General features: G+C 58.2%; 25 protein-coding genes. 12 read left to right on the top strand and 13 right to left on the bottom strand.

Features of this window, described 5'->3' with window-relative positions:
• Positions 1-349: plastocyanin/azurin family copper-binding protein (locus tag E3374_RS01045; protein ID WP_248299359.1), on the top strand; the 349-nt coding region annotated here is incomplete at its 5' end.
• Between the two features lie 24 nt (positions 350-373).
• On the opposite strand, the gene E3374_RS01040 is transcribed toward E3374_RS01045, so the two are convergent.
• Positions 374-1,549, bottom strand: coding sequence for a cystathionine gamma-synthase (locus E3374_RS01040; protein ID WP_136686840.1), 1,176 nt, complete (start codon positions 1,547-1,549; stop codon positions 374-376).
• A complete protein-coding gene (locus tag E3374_RS01035) occupies positions 1,546-2,532 on the bottom strand; it encodes a PLP-dependent cysteine synthase family protein (RefSeq protein WP_136686838.1) in 987 nt (328 codons plus the stop codon). The genes E3374_RS01040 and E3374_RS01035 overlap by 4 nt, the downstream gene beginning before the upstream one ends.
• A gap of 336 nt (positions 2,533-2,868) precedes the next feature.
• Between E3374_RS01035 and epsC the strand changes: the two genes are divergently transcribed.
• Positions 2,869-3,744 (top strand): serine O-acetyltransferase EpsC, encoded by an 876-nt coding sequence (gene epsC, locus E3374_RS01030; RefSeq protein ID WP_136686836.1) that lies wholly within the window; start codon positions 2,869-2,871, stop codon positions 3,742-3,744.
• 53 nt (positions 3,745-3,797) lie between these two features.
• Here epsC and E3374_RS01025 read toward each other — a convergent pair whose 3' ends face one another.
• Positions 3,798-4,862 (bottom strand): NAD(P)/FAD-dependent oxidoreductase, encoded by a 1,065-nt coding sequence (locus E3374_RS01025; RefSeq protein ID WP_136686834.1) that lies wholly within the window; start codon positions 4,860-4,862, stop codon positions 3,798-3,800.
• Between the two features lie 123 nt (positions 4,863-4,985).
• On the opposite strand from E3374_RS01025, the gene E3374_RS01020 reads away from it, so the two are divergent.
• Positions 4,986-5,531 carry a redoxin domain-containing protein gene (locus E3374_RS01020; RefSeq protein WP_136686832.1) on the top strand — a complete coding sequence of 182 codons (546 nt, stop codon included), beginning with the start codon at positions 4,986-4,988 and terminating at the stop codon, positions 5,529-5,531.
• A gap of 137 nt (positions 5,532-5,668) precedes the next feature.
• Here the strand turns inward: E3374_RS01020 and E3374_RS01015 are convergent, their stop codons facing one another.
• The 4 genes from E3374_RS01015 to E3374_RS01000 all read right to left on the bottom strand — a co-directional run bounded on the left by E3374_RS01015 (position 5,669) and on the right by E3374_RS01000 (position 8,438).
• Positions 5,669-6,271 carry a hypothetical protein gene (locus tag E3374_RS01015; protein ID WP_136686829.1) on the bottom strand — a complete coding sequence of 201 codons (603 nt, stop codon included), beginning with the start codon at positions 6,269-6,271 and terminating at the stop codon, positions 5,669-5,671.
• The gene (locus E3374_RS01010; RefSeq protein WP_136686827.1) at positions 6,261-6,587 is read right to left on the bottom strand and encodes a hypothetical protein; all 327 of its coding nucleotides are present in this window, start codon (positions 6,585-6,587) and stop codon (positions 6,261-6,263) included. Before E3374_RS01010 ends, E3374_RS01015 begins: the two co-directional genes overlap by 11 nt.
• 99 nt (positions 6,588-6,686) lie before the next feature.
• The gene (locus tag E3374_RS01005; protein ID WP_136686825.1) at positions 6,687-8,054 is read right to left on the bottom strand and encodes a dihydrolipoyl dehydrogenase; all 1,368 of its coding nucleotides are present in this window, start codon (positions 8,052-8,054) and stop codon (positions 6,687-6,689) included.
• Positions 8,055-8,438: a winged helix-turn-helix transcriptional regulator gene (locus E3374_RS01000; RefSeq protein ID WP_136686823.1), complete on the bottom strand. Its 384-nt coding sequence runs from the start codon at positions 8,436-8,438 to the stop codon at positions 8,055-8,057. It abuts the gene before it with no gap.
• Between the two features lie 13 nt (positions 8,439-8,451).
• Between E3374_RS01000 and E3374_RS00995 the strand changes: the two genes are divergently transcribed.
• On the top strand, positions 8,452-8,682 hold the full coding sequence (locus E3374_RS00995; RefSeq protein WP_136686821.1) for a hypothetical protein: 231 nt from the start codon (positions 8,452-8,454) through the stop codon (positions 8,680-8,682).
• Between the two features lie 70 nt (positions 8,683-8,752).
• Positions 8,753-10,888: a hybrid sensor histidine kinase/response regulator gene (locus E3374_RS00990; RefSeq protein ID WP_169051743.1), complete on the top strand. Its 2,136-nt coding sequence runs from the start codon at positions 8,753-8,755 to the stop codon at positions 10,886-10,888.
• A gap of 319 nt (positions 10,889-11,207) precedes the next feature.
• On the opposite strand, the gene E3374_RS00985 is transcribed toward E3374_RS00990, so the two are convergent.
• The 6 genes from E3374_RS00985 to E3374_RS00960 form a co-directional block, all read right to left on the bottom strand.
• Complete coding sequence (locus E3374_RS00985) at positions 11,208-11,978, bottom strand: hypothetical protein (RefSeq protein WP_136686791.1); 771 nt, start codon at positions 11,976-11,978, stop codon at positions 11,208-11,210.
• Positions 11,971-13,761, bottom strand: coding sequence for a zinc-ribbon domain-containing protein (locus E3374_RS00980; RefSeq protein ID WP_136686789.1), 1,791 nt, complete (start codon positions 13,759-13,761; stop codon positions 11,971-11,973). The genes E3374_RS00985 and E3374_RS00980 overlap by 8 nt, the downstream gene beginning before the upstream one ends.
• A gap of 61 nt (positions 13,762-13,822) precedes the next feature.
• Entirely contained in the window at positions 13,823-14,611 is a 789-nt protein-coding gene (locus tag E3374_RS00975; RefSeq protein WP_136686787.1) for a ribonuclease P Rpr2/Rpp21/SNM1 subunit family protein, read from the bottom strand.
• Between the two features lies 1 nt (position 14,612).
• Positions 14,613-15,752, bottom strand: coding sequence for an ATP-binding protein (locus tag E3374_RS00970; RefSeq protein ID WP_136686784.1), 1,140 nt, complete (start codon positions 15,750-15,752; stop codon positions 14,613-14,615).
• 30 nt (positions 15,753-15,782) lie between these two features.
• Complete coding sequence (locus E3374_RS00965) at positions 15,783-16,457, bottom strand: hypothetical protein (RefSeq protein ID WP_136686782.1); 675 nt, start codon at positions 16,455-16,457, stop codon at positions 15,783-15,785.
• 63 nt (positions 16,458-16,520) lie between these two features.
• Positions 16,521-16,799, bottom strand: coding sequence for a hypothetical protein (locus tag E3374_RS00960; RefSeq protein WP_136686780.1), 279 nt, complete (start codon positions 16,797-16,799; stop codon positions 16,521-16,523).
• A 330-nt stretch (positions 16,800-17,129) separates the two neighbouring features.
• Between E3374_RS00960 and E3374_RS00955 the strand changes: the two genes are divergently transcribed.
• From E3374_RS00955 to E3374_RS00925, 7 genes are all read left to right on the top strand, one after another.
• On the top strand, positions 17,130-17,654 hold the full coding sequence (locus E3374_RS00955; RefSeq protein WP_136686778.1) for a hypothetical protein: 525 nt from the start codon (positions 17,130-17,132) through the stop codon (positions 17,652-17,654).
• Complete coding sequence (locus E3374_RS00950; protein ID WP_136686776.1) at positions 17,651-19,807, top strand: coiled-coil domain-containing protein; 2,157 nt, start codon at positions 17,651-17,653, stop codon at positions 19,805-19,807. Before E3374_RS00955 ends, E3374_RS00950 begins: the two co-directional genes overlap by 4 nt.
• A gap of 419 nt (positions 19,808-20,226) precedes the next feature.
• Entirely contained in the window at positions 20,227-20,937 is a 711-nt protein-coding gene (locus tag E3374_RS00945) for a zinc ribbon domain-containing protein (protein WP_136686774.1), read from the top strand.
• Positions 20,938-21,541: 604 nt separating this feature from the next.
• Complete coding sequence (locus tag E3374_RS00940; protein WP_136686772.1) at positions 21,542-22,810, top strand: serine/threonine-protein kinase; 1,269 nt, start codon at positions 21,542-21,544, stop codon at positions 22,808-22,810.
• Positions 22,811-23,151: 341 nt separating this feature from the next.
• A complete protein-coding gene (locus E3374_RS00935) occupies positions 23,152-24,693 on the top strand; it encodes a hypothetical protein (RefSeq protein WP_136686770.1) in 1,542 nt (513 codons plus the stop codon).
• Between the two features lies 1 nt (position 24,694).
• Positions 24,695-25,621 carry a hypothetical protein gene (locus E3374_RS00930; protein ID WP_136686768.1) on the top strand — a complete coding sequence of 309 codons (927 nt, stop codon included), beginning with the start codon at positions 24,695-24,697 and terminating at the stop codon, positions 25,619-25,621.
• Positions 25,622-26,407, top strand: a complete 786-nt coding sequence (locus E3374_RS00925) for a hypothetical protein (protein ID WP_136686766.1) — start codon at positions 25,622-25,624, stop codon at positions 26,405-26,407. It begins immediately after the preceding gene.
• Positions 26,408-26,510: the final 103 nt, after the last annotated feature.

The raw sequence follows: 26,510 nt of genomic DNA, 5'->3' as shown, positions 1-26,510 counted from the left end.
CACCGTTATCTGGGAGTGGACCGGTCAGGGCAACGCCCACAACGTCGTCGCCGACGATGACTCGTACTCCTCGGGGCCGCCCGTTGCCGAGGCCGGCACGACCTTCGAACGCACCTTCGAGGAAACGGGCATCTCGAAGTATTACTGTGACCCGCACCTCTCGGTCGGTATGAAAGGGGCCGTCGTCGTCGGTGACGACTATCCCGAAGTCGAAGTGAGCGCGTCGACAGGTCCGACCGTTCCGGAGAGTGCGAAGTTGCTCGGCGTCGGCAGTGGCTTCCTCATGGCGGCGACGCTCGGGTTCGCGTACTTCTTCATGAAGTACGGCGGGGACTACGGCGAGGAGTGACTGCAAGACAGGCAGACGCCGGTCTCAGGTGTCGATCGTATTCTCGAGGGTCTTCGCCAGATCGGCCCGCAGGTCCGTGACTGATTCGAGGCCGACGCTGAGACGGACCAGCCCGTCGGTGATCCCCGTTTCGCGTCGTTCTTCTGCGGGGACGGTCCCGTGGGTCATTGTCGCTGGGTGTTCGATCAGACTCTCGACGCCACCGAGACTCTCGGCCAGCGTGAACACCTCGGTCTCGGAGACGAAACTTCGAACAGCTTCGAGAGGCGCGTCGAGCTCGACGCTGAGCATGCCCCCGAAGTCGTCCATCTGTGCAGTCGCGACGTCGTGGTCGGGGTGAGTACCCAGTCCCGGGTAGTGGACAGTTTCGACGGCGGGGTGATCGTCGAGCCACGTCGCGAGTGTCCGGGCGTTCTCGGAGTGTCGATCCATCCTGACGGGCAGGGTTTTCGTCCCCCGGAGGACAAGAAAACACGCGAACGGGTCGGGGGTCGCGCCGACGCTGTTCTGGTAGAACCCGAGTCGATCATCGATATCCGGGTCCTCTGTGATGAGTGCACCCCCGACGACATCGGAGTGGCCGCCGAGGTACTTCGTCAGCGAGTGGGCGACGATGTCCGCATCGTATTCGAGGGGACGCTGGAGGTACGGTGTCGCGAAAGTGTTGTCAACGGCCAGCAGCGCATCGCCGTCCTGAGCCAGCGCAGCAACCCGCTCGATGTCTACGATCTGCATGAGAGGGTTCGTTGGCGTCTCGATCCAGACCAGTTCGGTCTTCCGGGTGATCGCCTCGGCCACGGCGTCCGGATCGGTCGCATCCACAAAGGAAAATTCGAGGTCGTAGTCTTCGTAGACGTCCGTGAACAGGCGGTGGGTGCCGCCGTAGACGTCGCGGCCGACGACGACGTGCCCACCTGCGGAAAGTAGATTCAGGACGGTATTGATCGCGGCCATCCCGCTGGCGAACGCCCGGCCGTGCGCGCCGCCTTCGAGGCTCGCCAGATTGTCCTCGAGAGCTGTTCGGGTCGGGTTACCCGTCCGGGAGTACTCATAGCCCCGGTCCTCGCCGGGGGCGTCCTGGGCAAACGTCGAGGAGGCGTAGATCGGCGGCATGATCGCGCCCGTCTTCGGATCGGGGTCCCAACCCGCGTGAATAGCGCGCGTCTCGAAGTCGTCGTGATCGGGCAAATCGTCGGTCATGTTTTGCCCTCCCACTCGTCGAAGTGGCCGTATATGTTCTTCGAGAGGTACCGCTCGCCCCCGTCCGGGAACACAGTCACGACGGTATCGTACGGTGCGTTGCGCTGGCCGGCTGCGATCTCTTCGGCGACACGCCGTGCTGCTAGGCTCGCCGCGCCCGAACTTGAACCGACGAGGTGGCCCTCCTCGGCTGCGAGTCGCTGTACCTCGCTGTGTGCGTCCCGATCGCTGACCGTCACGAAGTCGTCGATCTCGTCGGGTTCGAGCAGGTCGGTCACGGCAGGATCGTGCGTGCCGATCCCCTCGATCTTGTAGGGGCTCTCTTCGCGTTCGCGGCCGAGCAGGGTGGCGAATGTCGACCCCTCCGGTTCGACGGCGACGACGTTGACGTCCGGCACCTGCTCGCGGACGGCACGGGTGATCCCGGTCAGCGTCCCGCCCGACCCGACGCCGACGACAACCGCGCCCACCTCGCCGTCGAGTGCCTCGACGATCTCGGGACCGGTCGTCCGGTAGTGCGCTTCGACGTTCAGCGGCGTCGAGAACTGCTGGGGAACGACGGCGTTTTCGTGCTCCTGGGCGATTTCGTGGGCTCTCTGGGCAGCTGCAGCCATTCCGCCGTCCCCCGAGAAGTGGACGATTTCAGCACCCAGCGCGTCCATCAGGCGTTCCTTCTCGACGCTGAATCCCTCGGGGACGACGAAAATCGCGCCGAGATCCAGACGGGTCGCCGCCAGAGCCATCCCGATGCCAGTGTTGCCGGCCGTCGGTTCGACGATCGTCCCGCCAGGTTCGATTTCGCCGCGCTCGACCAGCCCTTCGAGGATGTGTTTTCCGATGCGATCCTTGACACTTCCGCCCGGGTTGAACGTCTCCAGTTTGGCGTAAACCGGGACTGCCCCCGGCGACGCGTCAAGTTCGACCAGCGGTGTCTTGCCGATCGTTTCGAGTCCCGATGCCTTCGGTGTATCGTGTGTGGTCATGTGTCAGTTTGTGTGACTATGTCGTCGTTCATTCGGTGCCACTCGAGACGGGGACAGAGCGGTCAGCAACAGCGACAACAATCCCGACGCGAGACCGGGACGGAACAAGCGTGGCTTTGTCGTTGACGGTCGCTCTGTTGGGACCCCTTCCGCCGGGGCGAGCGATCGACATCCGGTCGGACGCTCGACCGAGCGTTCCGGCCTGCATCGGATCGATGCATAATTCCATGTACTATTTGCCGCTTTATGTCGATTGCCCTTTCGAGGAGTGGGTCGATTCCCGTGATATATTCCGACAGAGCAACGAACCTTGGTAGATAACTTGAGGCCAAGCGAATGAACTACGCGTACACTGGCGACGTGCATACAGCACTCGTTGAGTCGTATCGAACAGATGAATCGCCGTTTCCAACGGATGCTTCACGGACGTATCCTCGTCGCGAGTTCCTGCGTGAGGAGTCGCCCCTTCTGAAACAGCTCCTGTTCCCCAGGTGCTGGAACGCGACGGAGTTGTTAGATAATCCCGAAACGACTCGTGGCCGCCTGACTGAGCTCGGTCGCTGCATGCAGACGGGCATCACCGCCTATTCGGATCACGACGAAGCGACCGTAACGGAGATCATCGACAGGACGCTGGACCAGTTGTCGGCAATTCGACGCGCTCTCAAAAAAGACGTCGAGGCGGCGTACAAGGGCGATCCGGCAGCGAAAAGCTACTGTGAGATCATCCGGTCGTATCCCGGGTTTCACGCAATCCTCACCCACCGTGTCGCGCATGCTCTCTACGAGGAGGATATTTTCGCCTACGCCCGGGAACTCGCCGAGTATGCGAGAACCGAGACAGGTATCGACATCCACCCCGGTGCTGAGATCGGCGAGTACTTTTTCGTCGATCACGGGTCAGGGGTCGTCATCGGCGAGACCGCGACAGTTGGTGACTGGGTCCGAATCTACCAGAACGTCACGCTTGGGACGCTGCACTTCGAGGAAGAAGAGGAAGGCGAGGGTCATATGCTCGCAAAAGACTACAATCGTCATCCCGACATCGGCGACCACGTCGTCATCGGTGCCGGAAGCAACGTGCTCGGAACGGTCGAGGTTGGCGATCACGTGAGTATCGGTGCGAACTCGTGGGTGACTGAAGACGTTCCCGACGACACGAGCGTGTATATCGCCGATCATCCCAAACAAACGCGGAAACCGAACCGGTGACTGACTGTACTCGCGTCGCTCGAACGTGAGAGTTTCAGTACCTGACGAGTCGCCTATTCGCCGTAGGTATGGAAATCCACGGCCTGTTCGAGGAGTTGGTCGGGAATCCCCGGGACTTCCTCGTCGCGAACTGGGCCCTGGGAATCCAGCACATCGGGGTCGCGCGGGAAATCACGCAACGAGAAGTGAATGTCGATCCCCGCTTTCGCGCCTGCTCCGAGAGCGATCGGTAGCTGGTTGTGACCCGGGGTCAGGTCCCCGACTGCATAGACGTTCTCGATAGCCGTCCGGCCGTGATCGTCAATCTCGACAGTCCCGTCAGCGTTGATTTCACAGCCGAGTTCCCGCGCAAGGCCGTTGTTGTACTCCGCGCCGTACATGGCAAACCCACCCTTGTACTCCCGGACTTCGCCGTCGCCGGACTCCGTCCGGTTGCTCGTGTGACGTGGTCCCACGCTATCCTCGAATTCCAACGCCTTGAGCCAGCCGTCCTCGCCGTTCTGGACGCCGGAGATGTCCTCGTGGATCACGTCGATCGGATGGGCGTCGAGCGTTTCGGCGGTCTCGTCGCTCCACTCGGGGTCGTTCCCGCGGGTCAGCAGATCCACCTCGTCGGTGAAGTTGAGCATGATCCCCGCGACGTGGACCGCGCTCTCGCCGTGTCCCATGACGTAGACCGGTTCGTCAACGAACATGTGGGCGTCACAATGCAGACAGTAATGCAGTCCTCGTCCCGTGCGTGGCAGCGGCGGGTCGGGGCGGACGTCGTTGAACCCTGTGGCGAGGACGACGGCCTCGGCGGTGTACTCGTCAGAGTTTCCGACGAGGGTTATCCCGTCCTCGCCATGCGAGCAGGAGGTGACGCGGTCGCGGTAGAAATCACACCCGTAGTTCTCCAGCTGTTCTCGGCCCACCTGAAGCAAATCCATCCCGCTTTCGTCTTCGGGGACACCGATCAGATTGTGGACCTCCTGGATCATCGCCGCTCGGCCACCGCCAACATCGACAATGGCGGTTCGGTGGCCGAGCCGGGTCGTGTACAGTGCAGCGGATTGGCCGGCAGGACCGCCGCCGACCACGATGACGTCGTACTCGTTGTGCTCACTCGTTTCGGCCATACCTGTGGAGGACGGTCATGCGGCACAAATAGCTACGCCTGACGGAACCCCGGTTACGCTTCCCTCACCCGCTCACGGAAACGCTACCGGTCGTTGATGGCGCTTGAAGGAGAAGGGTTGAACATGTCACAACAAACGCTTGCCAACGATGCCCTGGATTTCGAATTACCGAACGTCGGCGTCGGTCCCGATCCACTCTCGTTGGCGGCTGTGATCGACGCGTCGGACTTCGCCGTGTTGCTCTTCTTGCGGGACTACCACTGCCCGAAGTGCAAGGCGCAGGTATCCGAAATCAGCGAGCACGCCCGGACGTTCAACGAACGCAAGACGGCCGTCCTGCCGATCTTGCCCGAGCCACGCGAGCGAGCGGCCGACTGGCGGGACAACGTCGTCGAGGACTTCCCGTTTCCACTGCTGGCCGACGGCGAGAAACGCGTCGCCGAGCAGTACGACCAGCCGACACGGTACGGGCCGGTCGGGAAGCTCCACGACCTCCTCGGACGACTCCCCCAAAGCGCCGTCCTCGATACACGCGGCGACGATGCCGACGTGATCTTCACCCACCGCGGGGACTCGATCGACGATCGTCCGGCCGCCGGGGATTTGATCGATACCGTTGAAGACGTCCAGGAGTCGTTCGTCTTCGACTGTTCGTTGGTGGAGTGTTAAGCGACGGGAGCGTGAGATCGATCTGTTCACATACGGATTGCTCTAACTGTTTACCGTGACGACGATCCGACTGCAGGCGGTCGATATGGTGATGACTTAGACCAATCCGTATCAGTCGCTTCCCGTTTGATTGACTCTCAGGGTGGGAGAATGTCGTCGTCGAGGAACTCGGCACAATCTACGGGAATGCTTGTCCAGGCGTGCTTGACGACTTCGTATCCCGTCCACCCTTCTGTCCAGATCATCTCACCCGTCGCCTCGCAGAATTCAGCCTTCGAAATGAGGTCGTTATCAAACAGAATGTAGAGTAGATACGGCGGCCCCACAACGTCAACGTCGTATCCGTGGTCCTCGACCAGTCGCCTGATCGACCGGCGGGCGGCTCCATCGAGCAGCGAGACGACCTGGTAGGAGTCACCGTGTTCGGACAGCTCCTGCTGCAGCGATTGCTCACCTGCATCCGGCCCGTGGGGGCGCGGAACGACAGTCACGCACGACCACGACGAGGAATCGTCGTCCACGTGATCGAGTACGCGCTGGCTACCTCGTTTCAGGTACTGTTCGCGGCTTCCTTCCGGCGCGTGCGTGTTCGAGTTGACGTGGTTCTGCAGTTCGTGCTTGCAGACGTTCGTGGTGGTCAACGCGAGCGAGTCCGCCAGTACGTCCCACTGGTCGGTGTTCGCAACGGCAATAAGGGAGCTCGTATCGGCCAGGAGTGGGTGGCGAGGGTCACTCGCCATCGCTCTCAGCGAGGAACGTCGAGGTGTCCCGCTCCATTGCCGACTCGAAGGCGTCTTGCTCCGCTTCCATCCGGTCGATCTTTTCACCGAGAAGAACCCGAGCCACGTCTTCGTCGATCTCGTCGCGGCTATATCGTTCGTAAATTGCGATCTCGTCCCGTTCGTCAAGCGACCGGCGGAGCATCTCGACCAGGCCCGTCCGGGCGAGCTCACTCACGTTGATACCCCCGATATGGACTTCGTCGAGCAGTTCTGCGGCCTCCTTTTCGGACCCGGCGCGAAACTGAATCGTCGTATCGTAGCTCGAACCACTCATATTGAAGCGTCCGTCGCGCAGGGGGTTATATGTTATGACGTGTAGGAACTTGTTAGTACATTTTTCGGCGCCCGGTCACGCGAGTTGCAGTTTCCGTGATCAGGCGTCCAGAGCGTCCCGGAAGGCGTACTCGACGGCCTTGTTCAGCGTCGGGTGGGCGTGAATGGTATCGGTGATGTCGCTGACCTGTCCAGCCCCGGCCCGCATCGCCACGAGCACTTCGTGAATCATCGTCGAGGCTTCCTCGCCGAGCATGTGACAGCCAAGGATTTCGCCGTCAGGCGCAGCCAGGACCTTCACGAATCCCTCGTCCAGTTTCTTCGCTCGACCCATCGGTGTCTCGGGAAGTGACTGCCAGCCGACGACGTACTCACGGCCCGCCGCTTCGAGTTCGTCTTCGGTCTTGCCGACGCCAGCGATCTGTGGTTCGGTGAAGACAGCGTGGGGCATCGCCGAGAGATCGATCGGCCGGTTGGCATCGTGGACCACGTTGTCGATCGCGACCCGGGTTTCGTAATCGCCGGAGTGTTTGAACATCGCATTGCCCGCGATATCGCCCTGTGCCCAGACGTTTGCCGCGCTGGTCTGCAGTCGTTCGTCCGTCACGATGAAGCCGCGATCGTCCGTTTCGATCCCGGCCGCTGCGACATCGAGAGTGTCCGTGTTCGGTCGCCGGCCCGCCGCGATCAGCACGTCCTCGCCCTCGACGGTGATCGCGTCGCCATCTTCGCTCTCGGCGTTGACCCGGACAGAACCGTTCACTGATTCGACGGCTGTCGCCCGATACCCAGTGTGGACCCCATGACGATCCCGGGCGATATCGGTGAATGTCTCGCTCACGTCAGGGTCTTCCCGACCGAGAAGGTTCTCACCGGATTCGATGATCTGAACCTCTGTCCCCAGCGTTTCGAAAAAGTAGCCCAATTCCACGGCGATGTATCCGCCACCGACGATGACGAGGCTCTCGGGTTGTTCGTCGAAATACAGCGCTTCGCGACTCGTGAGGTACTCGACAGAATCGAGCCCCTCGATCGGGGGCACGAACGGCCGACTCCCGGCGGCGACGACGACTTTCTCCCCGCTGAGACGTTCGCTATCCACCACAACAGTTCGGTCATCGACGAAGACTGCTTCGTCGTTGTACAACGTGAGATTCGCTTTCTCGCGGTAGGCGTCTTCCATTCCCTGAGCAAGCCCGGACAGGGTTTCGTCCATGTCGGCGACGATGGTCGAGAAGTCCACGCCGTCGAGCGACGCGTCGAGGAAGAATCGATCAGCATCCCGGATGTCCTGGGCCGCACTGGCAGCCTGGATGAGCATCTTTGAGGGATTGCAGCCACGGTTGAGACAGGTGCCACCGAGTGGGCCCTTCTCGACCAATGCCGTGTCCAGTCCTGCATCGGCAGCGGCCGCGGCGACATTGTTCCCTGTTCCGCCGCCAATCACAAGTACATCGTAATGAGCCATTCAGTCGTCCTCCTCGCAGTCGAACTCGGCGTCCCATCTGAGGAGTGCCGCGATGGCGGGTTCCAGTGCTGCGCCCCGGTCGGTCAACGAATACTCGACGCGGACAGGCTGATCGCTGACGATTTCACGGGCGACGAGGTGTTCCTCCTCCAGCGAGGAAAGACTCTCCGAAAGCATTTTCGAGGAGACGCTGTCCAGTGAGTGCTTGAGTACACTGAACCCCATCGGCCCGTCTTCGAGCAGGTGGTAGACGATCCGGAGGTGCCACTTTCGCCCAGTGACCGCCTGGATGGTATCGAAGGCATCGCTCGGATCGATGAACCGCGGTGGATTCGCCGCCGTCTGTTCTGGAACGCTCGTCGCCGTGTGCACGTCGGAACTCATGGTGTAGCTCACAGTGGCACCCGTAGCCTACTTAAACTGCCTCGCGCGAGCACTGGAGATCCGGATCACCACAAGAGTTAAATACGAGAATGTGACCGACATATTCACGCCCGTCGACGTGACCGTGGTCGTGACACTGGACCTCCAGCCGAACTCTCCCACGCCGATCCGTGGCGCCGAATCGAGTCAGCGACTGGTTAATGACCAGCCATACTTCGTCCGTCATTTCACAGTCGGCGGATGAACTATTATCGTCCGAACGTAAGTTGTGATACGGAATGGTACCGGACTCGCCCCTTCGGACCCTCACAGTAATGGATACGGGGACCACTGATGGATTGATCGCACAGATCACTGGGCGGGACGGTATGCACGTCGTGGCGGAAAAAACCATCAAAACTGTGATCGAACAGCTTCAGACAGCTACAGTCGATTGTCTCATTTGTGATACCACGTCCCCTGATGTCGATGGGGTCACTCTCCTCGAAATCACCCGAGCACTGGACCCCGTCCTGCCAGTATTCGTCCGAGTCAAAGGGCAAAACGCCGCGGTCGTTGATCGGGTGAGTGCAGCCCGACCGACCGATATCGTGACGCCAGAAGACGAGATCGAAACTGTGGCGTCGCTGATTGAAGCTGTTGCCCGACGCTATCGGACCCGATCCGCTCCGGTACCGACCCGTGGCGGGATTTTGGATGGTGCGCCGGACCCGATTTTCGTCTGTCAAGAGGGAGACGTCACCTACGCCAATTGTCGTGCTACAGTCAAATTCGGTCCGGCTGAAACCGACGAAGGAACTGACGTCAGATCGTCAGTCGAGTTCGACCCTGGTGTTAGCGACCTTGAAACGTGGACGCGGCGAATCACCACTGGCGAGTGTGTATTCGATTCCGGAACAGCGTCGATCACGACGGCAGACGGGCAACAGTGGGTGGTTGATTACGTCGCGACCGCAATCAACTGGCAAAACGCCCCAGCGGCGGTCATCGTTCTCACTGGATGTGAAAGGACACAACCGAAAGCGACGGCCTCCCGGCAAAGCGAGAGCGACAATGGAGTACTAGACGATGGAGCGTACCGACAGCTCTTTCGGGACGCCATAAACGGGATCGCGATCCAGCGAGTCATTACCGAGGAAGACGGACGGGCTGTGGACTACGTGTTCGAGGACGTCAACACTGCTTTCGAGCGAATCACGGGACTCAAAGCCGAGGAGATTCAGGGGAAAAGAGGTAGCGATGTGTTCGATCTGCCAGAAGATCCGACCGAGGATCCGTTCATCACTCGGTACGGCGATGTTGCACTGAACGGGAAACGGGTCGATTTCGAAGCCTATTCGGAACCACTCGATCAGCACCATCGGGTGACCTCCTACCCCCTGGACGGGAAACGGATCGCAGCAGTCTTCATCGACATCACCGATCGAGTAGAAGCGACGGCCGAACTCGCGACCTACGAGGAGATCGTCCAGCGGGTCGAGGACCCGATCATGCTTCAAGATCGAGACGGGGCGTTCCAGATCGTTAACGATGCCGTCGTCGAGTATGCTGGACTCCCACGTTCGGAACTACTCGGCGCTGACGAGTTTGCGTTCATGGACGACGAGACAGCCGAGCGTATCCAGCAAATGAAGACGCGTGTACTCAAACGAGAAGATGCGATCGACTACACCATCTCACCAACACTTCGAGGCGGCGGAGAACGCGCATTCGTCACGACGCGATATCCACATTATGACGGGACCGGGACTATTGTCGGGACTGTCGCAATCAGCCGGGACATCACCCAGCGGAAAAATCGCGAACGCCAACTACAAGTCCTCAGTCGCGTTCTGCGACACAACCTTCGGAACGATCTCAACGTCATCACCGGGAACGCTGAGGTACTACGGGAACAGACGCAGGGCACACTTTCGGATGCCGCCGATCGGATCTTGACGACCGGCACCGAGGTGATCGATCTCATCAACACCGAGCGGCACATTGTTGAGCTGCTTACCGGCAACACCGAACGGACGATCATGTCTCTCACGCCGTTACTCTCGGCGGCCATCCAAACGGTCCAAGCGTCATCGCCTGAAGCGGAGATCGACGTTCACTGTTCGATCGACGTCAAAATCAAAGCAGTGCCAATCCTCGAGGACGCCTTTACGGAACTTATCGAAAACGGAATCGACCACAACGACAGTGATACGCCACGTGTGACAGTCGAGGTCAGTCGTGATGGCAACGCGGTACGGATCGACATCCGGGACAACGGTCCGGGCATTCCGCCGAAAGAGCAGGCCGTACTGACAGATCAAGTCGAGCAGAGTCCCGTGGTACACGGAACTGGTCTCGGCCTCTGGCTCGCTCGATATAGCATCAGTCACGCTGGCGGGTCCCTGCGATTCGCCGACGCGGCTCGTGGAACTCACGTCGTTGTCACGCTTCCGATCGTCGGCGAGTGAACGCAACGGGAGTCGGGCGTTGGTGCCCTCGATCCCGAACGGGTCTCTACCACCGTTTTTCTCTTATCCCACCGTCGGGGGGATCTGTCCGCTCACGTCTGCTGAGTCAGCCCGATCAAGGCCGAGTTCGTCAATAAACGCCGTGGAAAATCGTCATCCGTGGCCAGCAACGTCCCACCTGGCTCATGCGTTCTTACTTTTCTGTAATAATGTACATCGCGGAGGAAAGTATAAGGAAGCTACTAGGCGTTCAAAGTTGCAATACGGAGATTCCTTTCGGTAGTGAGGCGAAAGTCCAGGGCCGTAGCCGTTTCGAGTCTCACGCGCGTGCATAGAGCCGTTTTGTCCTCTCGGATATCCGCTCGACGCGCTCGATGCGATCGTCAGCCAGCGTTTCACTATCCACGATCTCTAGCGCTTCCATCAGTTCTTTTACATCCTCCCGTACTTCCTCGTAACTGCCGTCATCCAGCGGCTGTTCATCGAGGAATTCAAACAATTCTTCAGCGCGCTGTAGACACGCCTCGCGTGACTTTGTGGCCGCGTTTTCGAGGTGCTCGGCCAGCGACTCCCCGAGATAATCGACTGCCTCATCGGCCCCCTTGTCGCTTGTGTCACACTCTTCGCGTTCGGTCCGTGCCACATCCGAGAGGCGACGCCTGGCCTTTCGGCGCTCCTCTTCGCGGGTCGCGTTGCCGGCAATCTCTGCCAGCGTCTTCCCGACGACATCCCGTTGGTGCTCGCCGATTTCGGAATATATCTCTCGGAGTGCGTCGATGGCCTCGAGACGTTCCTCGGAGAACTTCGACTCGGTCGCGATCTCGGTCACCATTCCAACGAGGACCGTGTCTATGGTCCCCGATTCGTTTTCAAAACAGTCGAACAGTCGGTCCTTAGCCAGTTCACGTTCGTCACGATGAGCCGATTCGAGGGCGACTTCCCGGAGCGTCTCGGCGATCCGCTGTTGATCGCGTTCGTCGGCGCTCGGAAAGGCCGTTGTCAGTGCTTCGATAGCCTCTTCTCGATCCCGAGAGTACGGCGAGTCCAACGCTGTCTTGCGATGCTGGTCGATCGCTTCCACGTCACTCACCTCCGAGTTCGTGGCCGCAATCCAGACAGAAGTCATCCCCGGGGTCGACCTGTCTGCCACAGTCCGGACATGCGACGGTTCCTGAGCCGCGATCCGTTTCGTCAGTGTTCCCACCGGTATCCTCCTGACTGCCGGACCCCCCCTGGACGATCGTCGTGTCACCGCTGTCGTCGCTGCCGGTATCGGAGACGATCACGTTGTCAGCGGTGTCTTCGGCGGCTGCTCGCCCGGTTTCGCCCATGGAGTCCATCGCGGACTCGGTCGTTTCCTGCATTTGATCCATCGAATCCTCGGCCATGTCCTTGATCTCCTCGCGGAACTCCTTTTGGTCCTCGACGCGCTCGCGCTGTGCTTCGGCGTCGTGAGCCTCCTGGCGAGCTTTGGCGAGTTCGTCGCTGTCCTTTGCGCCGAGGGCTTCGAGCTGGGCCGGTGTGAGGTCCTCGGCCTTCTCGATCTCGGCGAGTTCGGCGACCGCCTCGTCGACGCCATCCATACTCGCCAGTGTCTCCAGATCGACCTCGTCACGGGCTTCCAACCGTTCTTTCTCCATCTCGACGTCGTGTTCCTCCCGGCGCATCTCGATTTCGGCCTCGCGTTCCTCGATATCGAGGCCGTCCATGTCCTTGCGCTTCTTGAGGTCCATCAGATCTTCCATCTCGGAGACGTCCTGCTCGTGTTCGAGATCTCGACGTTCGACTTCCTTCTCCTTGCGGGTGGTCTTCGTCTCTTCCTGGTGTTCGACGGTTTCGCGCTCGGCCTTCTGTTCGTGCCGGCGCTGCTTGTCGTCGACTTCGTGATCCTGTTCGATGGCCTGGGTCTCGATCTCGTGGTCGGCCGATTGCTCGGCGGTTTCCCGGCGAACGCGCTGGTTCGCCTCGTGGACAACGTCCTCGGTTTCGCGTTCACGTTCCCGACGATCGAGTCGGGCCTCGTCGTCCCTGATGTCTTCTTCCTGCTCGCGGATCTCGACCTGCTTGCGCCCCTCGCGGATGTGCTCTTGATCGTCGGCAAAGGAGAGCGACCGAAGGGAAACCAGCCCCAGGCCGTGCCGTTCGAGCGCCTCGCGAGCCCCCCGTCGGACGTCTTGTTGGACGGTCCGCTTCAGCTCTCGGTTACCATACAGCTCCTCGCGGTCGTACTCAACAAGGGTGGCTTCGAGCTCGTCCTGAATGGGACTGCCCAGGAGACGCTGGAACGTCTGATCAGTCACGTCGCCACGATCAGCCATGAGACTCTTTGCGAACTCGACGGGATCGTCGATCGTCACGACGAGTTCCGCTTGGACGGCGACGGGGTACTCTCCGGCCGTCCGTACTTCCTCTTCGATCGTGACGACTGTATCACGAGCCTCATAGAGGATGATCGTCGACTCCTGTTCCCGACGGCGCTCTTTCAGCCGCTGGATCAATGACTCGAGTTCGTGCTTTCCGGGACCGAGTCGTTCGACGATCTCCCCCTCCTCTAGGAACAGTGCTTCGTTCCCCGTCTCGATCGAGACTTCTTTCTTCCGAGTCAACCATCCGATCAAGCCGTCGGCATCGAGATCGCTGCCGAGCAACCGGCGTCCGAACTCGTGGGGCTGGAGCCGGAATGCCCCATCGTCAACTGATCGACTGTCTCCGCCGCCGTGGCCGAGTTCAGCCCGGCAGTTCGGACAGAAGTTCGCCGTCCCGGGGACACTCGTCCCACATTCCGGACAGGTCTGTTCGAGTGCCGTCCCACAATGTTTGCAAAACGACGCACCGTCGGGCAGCGTCGTCCCACAGCTCGGGCACGTACTCATTGGCGCTTCCTCCCGGCCCGGTCGTTAGCTGGCTGTACGATCCTGGTCGCTTCTGGCTGTCTCATAGAGTCTCACTCGCCTGTTCGATGAGTCGTCGACGTCGCTCGTTGGCCTCGCGCAGTTCCTCGTATCGGGATCGACACTCCTTGATAGCTACGTCGGGTTGCCCCTCTCGTAGTGCGGATTCAAGAATAGATGTGCTCGCCCGGAGAGCCGTTACTGTCTCGAGAAGGTCACTGTGTGAGTCTTTGAGTCCATTTCGACGCCCCGGATCGGGCATTGTCGTCTCGAGTGACGGCGAGATTGCTCGCTCGATCGTTTCGATGTCCGATGCCAGTGATGACACACGCTCGGCGAGTTCGCGTCGTTCTCTGTCGACGAGCAGGTCGTGTGTCGCTGCCAATTTGGGGCGAACGTCGTCACGCAGTGTGGATTCGAGGTACGATCCGACTTCCGCGTCGGCGGTCCGTGCTGAATCGGGGGTGTAGTCGACCGTGACAACACCGGCTAACGCCTCGGATCCATCACTGTCGTCGGGATTCGAGGGGTGATCGACTCCACTGTTCTTCGAAAGAGCTCCCACATTCTCGGTTTCGCCGTCGTCGTCTCCATGTCGGGCGTAATGATAGGCGACACCCCAGCCGAAAGCGAGTACCGTTGCGATCAGGAGATGGCCGGTCGTCGTGGCCGGTATTGCGAGCCCGATCGTACTGGCAACGGGCCTGCCGATGACCCGTCCAAGGTCGGTGAACGCCGTGGCGTACGTGCCCAAGAGATCGCTGATGAGGCCGCCAAGCAGGATACTGACGAACGCAGCTACGGCGTGCGATGCTCCAGTCTTTGCGGGCACATCACCCACCCCCGGACAGCGACGGTTCAGTCGCGTTGACCGCTTCGGCCAGATGGTTTTGGGTGATCGGCTGGAGGTCGTCACGTTCGCGAGCCTCTTCGAGCGCGATCCGGGCAGCTTCCGTGGCGACGATCTCCAAATCCCGAGCGGAGTACCCCGAAGTCAGATCTTTGATATGGTCCCAGTCGATCTCTTCGTGAAGGACCGGCCGGCTCCGAAAGTGGACGCGCAGTATCGCCGCCCGTGCCGATGCGCCCGGTGGCGGTACCTCGATGCGTTCCTGGAAACGACTGACTGCAGCGTCGTCGACCTCATCGGGGAGGTTCGTCGCCCCCACGACGATGACGTCCTCGCCGCGGGTCTCGGTCAACTCAGTCAGGAACTGGTTGACCATCTGTCGCTGGCTTTGGGTCTTCTGGGATCCACCTACTCGGGAAGGCATCAGAGCGTCGATCTCGTCGATGAAGACCAGACACGGCTGGTGATTACGAGCGACCGTGAACAGATCCGCGACGTTGTCGGCGGCTTCGCCGACGAGTGAACTCGTGATATCCGTCGCTCTGACATCGACGAAGTTGTAACCGAGTTCGCCCGCGAGTGCCTCTGTAACGTAGGTCTTCCCCGTTCCCGGTGGCCCATACAGCAAGATCGCGTTCACGACACCAAGGTCGTACTGTTCGTACAGTTCCGGTCGCTCCAGCGGGTCGATCACCTTGTCCTTCAGCGTCTCCTTCAGTTCGCTCATCCCTCCAACATCCCCGAAGTTCATCTCCGGCGGATCCGCAAGGAATTGCTCTGCATCCGGGTGATCCGTCTCTTCCGACGCTGATCCCGTCGATCGAGCTGCACTTCCGTCGTCGGACTCGTCGTTCTCGTTTTCGACTGGCGAATCATCCGACAACGAGCCGGTCTCTTCGAGTTGAGTCGAAGCTGTCCGGAGGTTCTCGGCGAGGTCGTGGCGCTTTTCGGTGAGCGTATCGCTGGTCTCGACGTCCGCGATACGGTCGACCGTCTCGGCAGCCTTCCGGTAGAAACGGGCCGCTCGATCGGCTTCGCCTTTTGCTCGATAAGCATCGGCCTTCCCGCGGTATTGTTCGTACTTGTCCTCTAAGATTTCCTTCTGAGCTTCCGATTCGATCATACAGTTACTCCCGCGGGATACTCCCGTTGATCAGATCTCTATCTCTTCGTCTTCGATGTCGATCTCCTCGAGGTCGTCCTCTAGAGTGACGTCTTCGACTGACCCGGTCTCGACGGTCTCCTCGACTTCGATCTCCTCTTCTGTGATCTTGCCAGCTGCCATCTCTTCCATCATCTCCATCTCCTCGCTGTCCTCGGTCCCGATATCGCTCGTCATGATGTCGATGTCTAGTCCATCTTGAACTTCTTGCATCAACTCCATGTCCAGATCGAACTCGACCATCTGGTTCATCATGTCCTCCTGGACGGACTCGACGTCGATATCGCGCTCGCTGATGAGCGACTCGATTTCCGTCGAGTCGCCGTCGTGCATGTCCTGGAGTTCGCGAGCGCCTTCGACGCTAACGACGGTCCCGAGGATGACACTGTTTTTCTGGTACTGCTTTTTCTTGAGTTTGTACTTCTTCTTGGCGATTTGGGCCTTTTTCGCGTAGGTTTCCCGTTTGAGTTCGTTGGCCTGTGCCCCCTTCTGGAGGAGTTCCTTGTACTCGCTTGAATATTGGTTCATCTCCTCTTCGATACGGTTGCGCTGCTTTCGGAGTTTGATCTTGTCACGTCGCAGGTCTTCGTCGCTGTAGACGCCCTCATCAAGCAGTGAGTTGGCCGATTCGCCGAAATAATCCTGAACCCAGTCGCGTACTTGCATGGTTTGTGATACCCTATGAATCTGTGTCAGTCGGTTTGTTCTTAGTAGTTTGTACTCGATAGGCTACAACTCCGGCTCGATTGCCAGCAAGACAGCGGTTACACCGAGCACCGCACCTGCCGCCGCTGCAATGACCAAGAACTTCATCTCGGTGATCGTCGGACTGAAGATGTCTTCGCCGACCGTCGCCTCTGCGTAGATCATCCCGGCACCGACTGCGATCCCGCCGAATGCCCCAACCGTGATTCGACGTTCCATCAGTGTGAACACACCCGCTATGAGGGCCGCCCCCATCACGACGTTCACCGCAAAGACGATCCCCGTCCAAAGCATGATTGACATGGTCTGTCTGTCTCCACATCACACACATCCATATAGACCCACTTAAATTTATCTACTGTCTGGCCGATACGCTTAGTCTCCTTTTTGGAGATACCTGGGACACGTAATTCTCTCGCAAGCTATTCCGGGTATTGGTGCTATATGCGCTCTTAATGGGCTCGATAACCGTTTCGTCCCAACCACTCCCCTCCAGATTGGAGAAAAGCTTTTGTATATAGCGTTGGAGGTGTTAGACAGCGATGATATCGATCGGCATGTCAGCTGTTCCGGCCGGCTGTTCACAACGACCGGTGTCGACTAGCCTTCCCATACGTGACGAGTTCAGTGACAATGGCCAGTGACAGCAACGGCGAGTTCCTGTTCGTGGTTGACTACGACTCCGATGCCGAGCGCAAGCGTGTCGAATATCTCTTCGACAACGCCGAAGGGGAAGTGTCGACGCTGTCGGGACTATCCCGGATCGCGGAAGGCGTCGACCTCGAGGAGATGTACGAACAGCTCGTCTCGAAGGTCCCCGAAGAGCAAGTCCGGGCTTACCGCCTCGAGCCAGTCGACGTCACGGCCGAACCCGAGCGGACGACTGTCACGGAACGGGTGAGTGCGCCGGCCGAAACCGTCGAACCGTTCGTCGAGTACATGCTCTCGAAGAAGAAGGCGGTCCTCCAGTCGGCCGCACACAACGAATACGAGGTCTACACGAAGAAGGGACGGGCCGACATCAGCTACGCACTCGAGGAGGACGGTGGCGAGACGGCGGTAGAGATACAGGTCGAGGGATATCCACCGGCACCGGCGTTCCTCGGGGAGTACTTCGAACGAGAACTGAGCGATTACGCGAAGAGCCAACAACCATGAGCGAGTTCCAACAGCGTTTCGAGGAGTTGACCCACGAGTCGGCGGTCGTCCTGGAGGAAGATCTGGCCGCCTTACAGAAGTTGCCCGACCGCGATCGCATCGAACGGTACAACAGTATCAAAGCCGACGAAGAGGAGTTCGTCTGGGAGTTTTCCAAGGAGTATGACCGACTGACCGACAGCGAGCGCGAGGACGTTCGCGGGGACTTCCGGCTGGCACGACTTCTCCTCGCGGCGAGTTTCTACGACGAAGGGTCAATCCCGCGGGCGATGACCGAGGACTTTGTCGACACCGAACTACAGGCCGTTCTGGAGTTCGAGCGGTACAAGCGCTTCGACGTGCTCTCGGAGGACGAGATCGAGGAGAAGATCCGCCGGATGGAAGGAGAGGTGTACGAACTTGTCACCGAGTACACTTCGACGCAGATCGCCAATATGGACGAGTTGATGGACGAGCCAGACGTTCAGAGCGACGTCATGCGAAAGCTTCTGGATCGCTACCAGGAGCGCCGAGAGAAGATCCGCCAGGGCTTTTTCGTCTACGTCGAGACCCACGGACTCGAGCATATGGTTGAGTCGATCGAGGCAGCCGTCCAAGCTGTCTCGGAATCGGCTGATGAACGCGCGATGATCCGCGAAGAGATCCAGGCCGAGTTCGAGTCCCTCTCGGCCGAGATCGAGTCGGACATCCGTAGCCAGCAGCGGACGTTCGAAGCTGAACTCCAGCGATTGGAGCGGACAGTCACCAGCGAAACCGTCGATCGGTCGGAGATACGAAGCGAGATCAACCAGCTTGAGGAGCAACGCGAGGATATCTCCGCCGAGCAGGAGGCGATGCTCGAAGCGTTCACTCGCAGAATCGACCGGACATCGGAGTTAGAGGAACGGCTCGAACGAAAGATCGAGCAACTGGAGCAGGTCAAAGCGGAGACCAAAGAGCAGGCCCGGGCTTCCGCCCGCGAGGAAACGACGGCCGTCGTCGAAGAAGAGTTGGAAGCACTCCGTGAACAACGCGAACAACTCCGGAGCGAGATCGACAGTCTCGAACGCGAACGGCAGGGGATCCGAGTTGCTCGGGATCGGCTCGAAAAACGTCAGGACGATCTCGAAGCCGAGATCGACGAGCTCGCGGGGGAACGTAAAGGGATCGAAGAGGCGCGTGGTGAGTTGTCCGCGACACAGCAGGAACTCGATTCGGAAGTCGATGACTTGGCCGACGAACGCAAGGGTCTCGAACAAGCCAGCGACGAACTCGAAGATCGTCAGCGAGACCTCGAATCGGACGTCGAGAACGTCCGGGAATCGCTGGCTGGCGATGAAGCCGAGTTGCCCGAGAACGCGGTTGGAACATCGCTGGCGCGTCTGTTGGAGATGGATTATATCGGCCGCTTCGATACGTCGGTCTACGACGCTACTGTCGTGGAAACTCCTGATGGTTCTTTCGAGGTGCCGGCTGGTTACTGGGACGATCGGAGCGAACATCTCAACGAACGGGGTCGACTCGATCGACTCCTGCCCGCTGACGGTGCACCCGAGGAATACCCGCTCAATCGACGAGCCAGGTATTTCGTTACGAGTTCCAAATTGTTGGGTCTCTCGCGCAGTCGAGAGATGGTCATCGAAGCGGCGACGCTGTCCCATCTCGAAGCCTTCGTAACCAATGGCTTCGACGCTTCGCCTGCCGATCTGGACGATCTGCTATCGGTCGTCAACAGCGCTGTCTACGAGGCCCAGCAGAACGACTACCACTACCTTCTGGGCGTGGCTTCGCCGACGGGGTGGACCGACCGGGTGATCCAGCAGGTTGAGGCCGGTGAGATTGCCCGGACGCGGTACAGTCGCAATCTGAGTCTGGTGCTGGTCGACCTCTCGACGGGCGAATTGGTCTACGACGAGAGCGACGGCGTTGCGGCTCACAATCGTGGACTCTATGAACTTCCTGTCGACGCCGAGCGGGTCGAGGCCTGTGTGGACGCAATTCGATCGGGCTATCTTGCGGAGGCGGGTGTCGACAGCGTGCTGTTGGAGGAAGTCGTCGAGGACGAGGGCTTCGACGTGCGTGTAGCGCGGGAAGCCTTCGATCAGATAGAGGCGAACGGCAAGGGAGAGCAGTTATACCTCGAAGACTTTGGATTAGCGTTGGATTTCTCCTGACGTGGAGGATTTTCGAGAAACGATTCTAATTCAACAAGGTTTGGGACGGCGAGGCCAGGCAGGGATGGCTATGGAAGCCCCAACTAACCCCTTCCAAACTCGTTTGATTGGATGGTGCTGTCTCGATGGATGGTTCTGACATATCTAAGTCACTATCAAATTCTTCAGCCACATCGTCCGCATTGCTGGTCGCGTTCGAGTAACGATTGTATACGCTTGGACAGTTTCCTACCGACAATGTTTCACTGACGGTAGACGTCGTCAGACCATCCCACGTTCCAGCGTATCGCTCGATCGCAACTCGAAGAGCGGATTCTGTATCACCTGAGTTAACATAGTCCTACAGTTTCTTATACGTGAATCAGCTACTGATTACAAAGGACGGCATGAACGGATACTTATCAACTGAAGAGACAAATATGGGGCGGATTCCGATCGAGACACGCACAGAGATCTACCGTGATCCGGATAACGGTCAACAGATCACGGTCAACACTGACGGACGGACGGTTACACTCGGCATTGCAGATGTCACGGTCTCCAGGGAGAGCGGTGACGAAGCCCCGATAGTCATCAAGCCAGAGTCGGAATGTATCGAGGTCCGAAATGAGGGGAACACGAATGGAGTTCACATCCGGACAGAGGGCGACCAGAAGGAACTTGAGAAAGGATTCAGCGCACGAATCAGACGAGATGCCGTGCTGAAGGTCGGCTATCAGACGGAATTCAGATTGACTGTCGAACGGGAAGCCCGTGAGGAGTATATTATCGACGGCGACGTCGATGCCGATGGTGACGTTGTGATGGGCGATCAACGGAACGTCGATGAGCGGACCACTGTCGAGGACGTGGTCGCCAAGGAACTCGAAGTCGATGGTGAGACCTCTGGCGATGTGCAGGATACTGTCGCCAACGAGATGCACGTCGGTGGCGATCGAAGCGGCGACACACAGAACATCTGTGAGGAGCATGGGATCTACACCGGACCGGTATGTCCCGACTGTGCGGAGAAAGACACGACACAGAACGATCGCCCAAGCACCAAGTACTGTCTCTACTGTGGTGAACCCGTCCCGGAATCAGCTCGATCGTGTCCCGAATGTGGAAAGGGATTTCCGGATATGGAGTGAGGGCAACGCTCTCGTTCAGTCTGCGATTGGAACCAAAGGGTGAACCGCCTCGGAAACAGTGCTAGCGATACAGCAGTGTCGCGATCGGTCAACAACCGAAATCCACCGGCGGTGAACCAGATACGGGTCATTTTTCACTTGTCAGTGCAGTCTCGTCCAATCCAGAGAAATCGCTGGGAGAAATACTATTTACGGCGAGACTGTATCACACACATGATCACAAGTTCGCATCGTTTCAAACTAGGTAGCAAGACGGATTCCTCGCCCCACCGTGGGCGGGGAGGAGGCCGACACTGGCCGAACTATCCACAATTTGTATCATCCTGGAATCCAATCATTCTGATAGTAGTCGTCGGCCTACAGTTGTCGTCGATCACGGGCCGCAGTCAACCGGCCCCGAAGTCAGGAATGCAGACCCGTGAACACCGAACAGGACGTTCGGCACGACGCGGCGAGTCCACTGACAAGCCGCGGGCCACTGTGCCCGTGGCAGTTGGCATCAAGACGAACCCACATTCGATTCCTGGCTCGACATCGGAGCGGAGAATGACAGGTGAGATGGTTCCGAGCAAATCGGCTGACTCCTGAAAGTGATTTCGAATTCATGGATCTAAACCCATCGGAATACGCGACGATCCCGGAACAGATCCCAACGAAACCGACAGTCGACATCGATTTTTCGTCCCTACAGGAACGCGGCCAAATCGGAAGCGGTGGGACCGCCGACGTGACGAAAATGGAGGACCCACAATCGGATACGGTGATCGCAATCAAACAACCTCGTGTTCAGGGGACTCTCGATGAGCGGATCCTTCAGACCGTCGTATCCGAAGCTGAAACGTGGGAAAAACTCGATGATCACGACGGCATTGTCGGTGTCATCGACTGGGATACGACGCCAGTCCCTTGGATCGCACTCGAATATATGGATTCAAGGGATCTTACCGATCGTATCGGCAACACCGGGATCGGTGAGTCCCTCTGGATCGGTGCACGCGTCGCCGACGCCGTCCGGAACGCACACCGGCATGGGGTCGCACATCTTGATCTCAAACCGGCGAACATTCTGTTCAGAACGACCACGCCACGAACGTGGGATGTTCCGAAAGTCAGCGATTGGGGCCTTGCCAAGCAACTTCTCCATCACTCCCGAGAGGTCGATGGGCTTTCTCCCCGCTATTCAGCGCCGGAGCAGTTCGATCCGGAGACGCTCGGGTCGCCGGATGAACGGACTGACATCTATCAGCTTGGGACCGTCATCTATGAACTGTTGACTGGAGATCCACCGTTTTCCGGATCTCCGAAGACGATGATGGATCGCCATCTGACAGACGCGCCCGAGAAACCGACTGCGATCGATCCGACTCTACCGGCAGCGGTCGATGGCGTGCTCGGAACGGCACTTGCCACTCACAAGGATGATCGGTACGAGTCGATGCTCGACTTTCGACGTGACTTGACGTCGTTGTTTCGAGCAGTCGCTCTCGACGAATCGGTATCACTGATCTGTAGCCCGGAAGACGAATATACGACGTCAGTTGGTGGTTCTTCCAAAACTCGATCCGGTCACGCAGACTTTACCGATGGCAGTAACTTCGGCAGTGATCCGAGTGATCCAGGGGTTCTGAATACCATTCGTGAGCAGTCACAAACTTCCAACTCACAAGAATTCCCCTGGCAGCGACGAACACGTGCACCCGGGCTCGAGGGGGAAACAGCCGGGACTCTAAAGCGAGAGTATGTCTCGGATGAGACGACAGGAGTACAGCGCTCTCAGACAACTAAATCAACGATCTCCGCAAATGATCCTGATTCGTCGAATCGAAGTTCGCTCGAACTTCTCAGTTCATTGCTGAAACAGCTGTTCGGGTGAATATTTTCACTCCCCGTTCAACAACTCGGCGACTCCACTCCAGTTGAAGGATGATCTTGGCCGCAATATTTTATATCAAAAATATGGATGAGTGAAATGTTCTCTTCTATATATCTACGGATTTTATATTACTTCTCATCTACTATATGACCAGAACGTTTCATCGAGTACAACAGATTATATCGCCGATCTGGCTATCTACATATGTCCTTAAATTAGATTTATTACATTACTATATACCTATAATTGGAGTGAATGGATCGGGGAATAACTTATGTAAGTTCAGACAGGGGCTAACAGATATGCGGATACCGTCTGTTGTATTTAGTGATGCAAACCGTTTGGACGAACAACAAGCCCGTGCGCTCGCGATCCACGAGGTGATCGGAAACGATCTCGAAGAGCACTACGAACAACAGTGGTCGTATTTAAAGATCGCTCTCGCGATTGCCACTGTTGCAACTATCGTGGGGATCGCGCTCGTTGGGACTGGCCAAGCGGGGATAGGATTACTGATAGCTGGGGGTGGAATCGTCGCGGGAGTCGGCGCCAGCGCTTACGTCCGCACTCGAAGTCCTGACGTGACCGTTTCGTCAGTCGAAACGGGATATTGGACAGGTCATCTGGTGCCAGACGATGATGGGACAGTCGTTTTCGATGCTACCGAATCGATCAAGTCAGAACAGTTTCAATTGAATCTCCTCGAAGAACCCGAACGTGCTCAGAACGTCGAACAGACGCTCGATTCGATCCAGGATTTTCCCGTCGTGATGACTGAGGAAACGGACGTCGAAAGTGAGTTCGTTGAGACTCTCAACTCGATCAAGGCCGAGATCGAGAACAGTCAGACACACGAAGTCACCTCACCAGTCCTGCAAAACGACGATCCGGCTGTCGAATCACTTTCGCGGCTAGCATCTGTAGCCGACGAGGGTGTTGTCGATGCCGGCGGCGTCTCATTGTCACGCCAAGAGGCGGCACAACAGGTGCAGACGTTTGACGAATTCGAGTCGATGGCCAACGAAGATCACGGCGAATCAGTGCTGCTCAACGTGAGTGAGCAGAGCCGTCGCATCGCAAACGATCTGTCTGGCCTCCAGGAGACGGCGACAGAATTGCTCAACGAACACATTCAAACGGCAGGGGATATGTTCGGACTCGTTTCTCATCACTTCTATTGTCCGGACTGTATGAGAGACGAGATCGAATCACGTCTCGAAGTGCGTGACGACGGTGAATGGTACTGTCAGACGTGCCGGTCGTCGTTCGCACCATCGGAAGGGATTCCCCGCCACCGGATTCGGGACGATATCGTTCTCGATGTCTGGGAGCAACTCTGGATCGAAAAAGACGACGAGCGCCGGCAGATTTACGAATCGATCGAGGATCAAAAAGCCGAGTTGAAAGAACGGGAGTACGAACAACAACGAGAGGAGATTCGGACCGTCGAGGAACGGATCAAGGACATTCGATCGAAGATTCGGGATCTACAGACGGAGGCCCGTGCAAAGCAAGGCACCGTCGAGGTCATGAGTGATCTCATGGACAAATACGAACGGATAAACGAACAGAGATTAGATCAGTTCGAACGGGACGTCGCTGAAGCGTTCGAAGAGATCGATGCAGAAACCGAGCGCGTGCTGGAAGAAACAGAAGGTATCGTGGAAGATCGGATCGAAGAGGCAGAAAAGCAGGCTGAAAAGAAAGCCGAGATGATGCGTGAGGAGGAACGACAGCGACAGCGTGAGTTCCTCGCCGCTCAACAGGCACTTCAGGAGAATCGAGCAGCTCGAAAACAGGTAGCGGAAAACGTCAACACCGCAAGAGTCGTCAACGCAATCGAACGGAACAACGAGAACCGGCCCGAACGGAGGGGAGCCTGAGATGGCTGGAAACGACGATCTGCATCCGATCCTGAAGAAGATCCACAGAACGGCTGGGGACATTCTCAAGTCGATTAAAGAAGTCAGGGGCGAGGTAGAGAAGGTCCATACGGCCATCACTAACGGCGTCGAAGAGATCATTGAAGCGATCGGCGACACGATCCAGGCACAGGCCGAAATCAAAATGATGGAACGTGTCGCGGAGGTGCGGGAAATAAAGCCCCAGATTACTGCGGAACAGGATCGAATCGAGGCCGAACGGGACGAACTGGAGCGTCAACTGGAACGGATCGGTGAGCGGTACGAACGAAAGCACGAGGAACTCGACGATAAGGCCGCAAAGCGCATCAGAGATCTCGGTGCGCATATCTTCGAAATCGACGAAGACGAGTTCGAGGACGGTATCGAGGAACCCTTCGTCGAGCACGTTACGACGACGTGGCGGAACCTCCAGTCACAGAATCAAGTGACAGAAAGGCAACGCCACGACCAGATCGAGTCGACGACGGGTGAAGTGATCGCGGATATTCACGATTTCGTCAGCCAGCAGAACGAACTCGTCGATCGCATTCGACAGACTCGAACGGACTTCGACCTCCCACGCTCGGAACCGGTGACGATCCAGGTACCTTACTACGTCGTTACTGTCGAGACAGGAGACGGTACCGAGCAACACGTCGTTGCGCCCTCCCAAACGACTTCCCAAGACGGTCCTGTGTCGGTCTCACTCGATCCTCTTCCCGGAATGGATCAACTGACCGGACGGACAGACCTCCAGCATACGGATACCAAAACCGTCGACGGATCGACGATCACAAACTCCCTCGAATCACACATCGAAGACGGTCGACCCCTTCTCTCGTACGATGAGACGGTAAACGATGCGGTAGGGGAGCAAATCACCGTCGCGACGGAAGGGGGGTCCTGAATGGCTTCGATAGAAAAAACGCGTGCTGTCGTCGAAGCGGGAGAGACATACGACGGCAAGATCGTCCCAACTACCAAAGCGGAGATCGGGCGGCCGGTCAGGATTTACGACGGGGCGACTGTTCAGGGAAGCGTTTACGGGGAAACTGTCGCTATTGAAAGTGGGACTGTCGAAGGATCCGTGATGGGATCCGAGAGCGTCGAATTCGAGGGTGGGACCGTTCAGGGGGAAGTCGGAACCGACGGAAAAGTCGTCGGATCCGGAATGACTGTGCATGGCACGGTAACTGGTACTCGGATCCGGCTCAAAAACGCAATCGTCTACGGAAACGTCGTCGGGATGGACGTCATTCTCGAAAACTGTGCGGTCATCGGCGTCGTCACCGCTGAACGGAAACTAACTGCACAGGATTCACTCTGTTATACGTTCAAGTCATATGGTGAGACGAAACTAGAGCAACTCTCGACAGTGTTACCACAGGCCATCGTGGAAGGTGAACTCGAACTGGTCACGCCAGTCACTGTCACTGGCCTTGGTCGATTGGAACTCGGCGACGGGTCGATGCCAACCATGGATGGAGAGGACCTCATCGAAGTCGAGGAGTCGACGTATCTGTCTCTCACTCCGCGGATTCTCAACCTCGAGAAAGTCACCGACCGACTGGACGAACTCGAAGGTGTGCTTCAGGAAGTCGCCACCGCCACATCGGCAGAGGAGGTTCCGCCGGCAGGGGCCCTGCTAGAGACGCTGGGTGTGGACGAATCACAATATCCCGAAGTCATCTAAACCATGCTCAAACGATTGTTGATGGCGCCGATCAAGAGCGCCCTCGCACCCCTCTTCATCGCGTTGTCAGTGTTTCGGAAAATCAAAACAGCGATCCTCAAAC

Source organism: Halorhabdus amylolytica (assembly GCF_004944975.1).
GTDB lineage: Archaea > Halobacteriota > Halobacteria > Halobacteriales > Haloarculaceae > Halorhabdus > Halorhabdus amylolytica.
The sequence above is the reverse complement of the archived record's forward strand: the minus strand, read 5'-3'. Positions and strand labels throughout refer to the sequence as shown.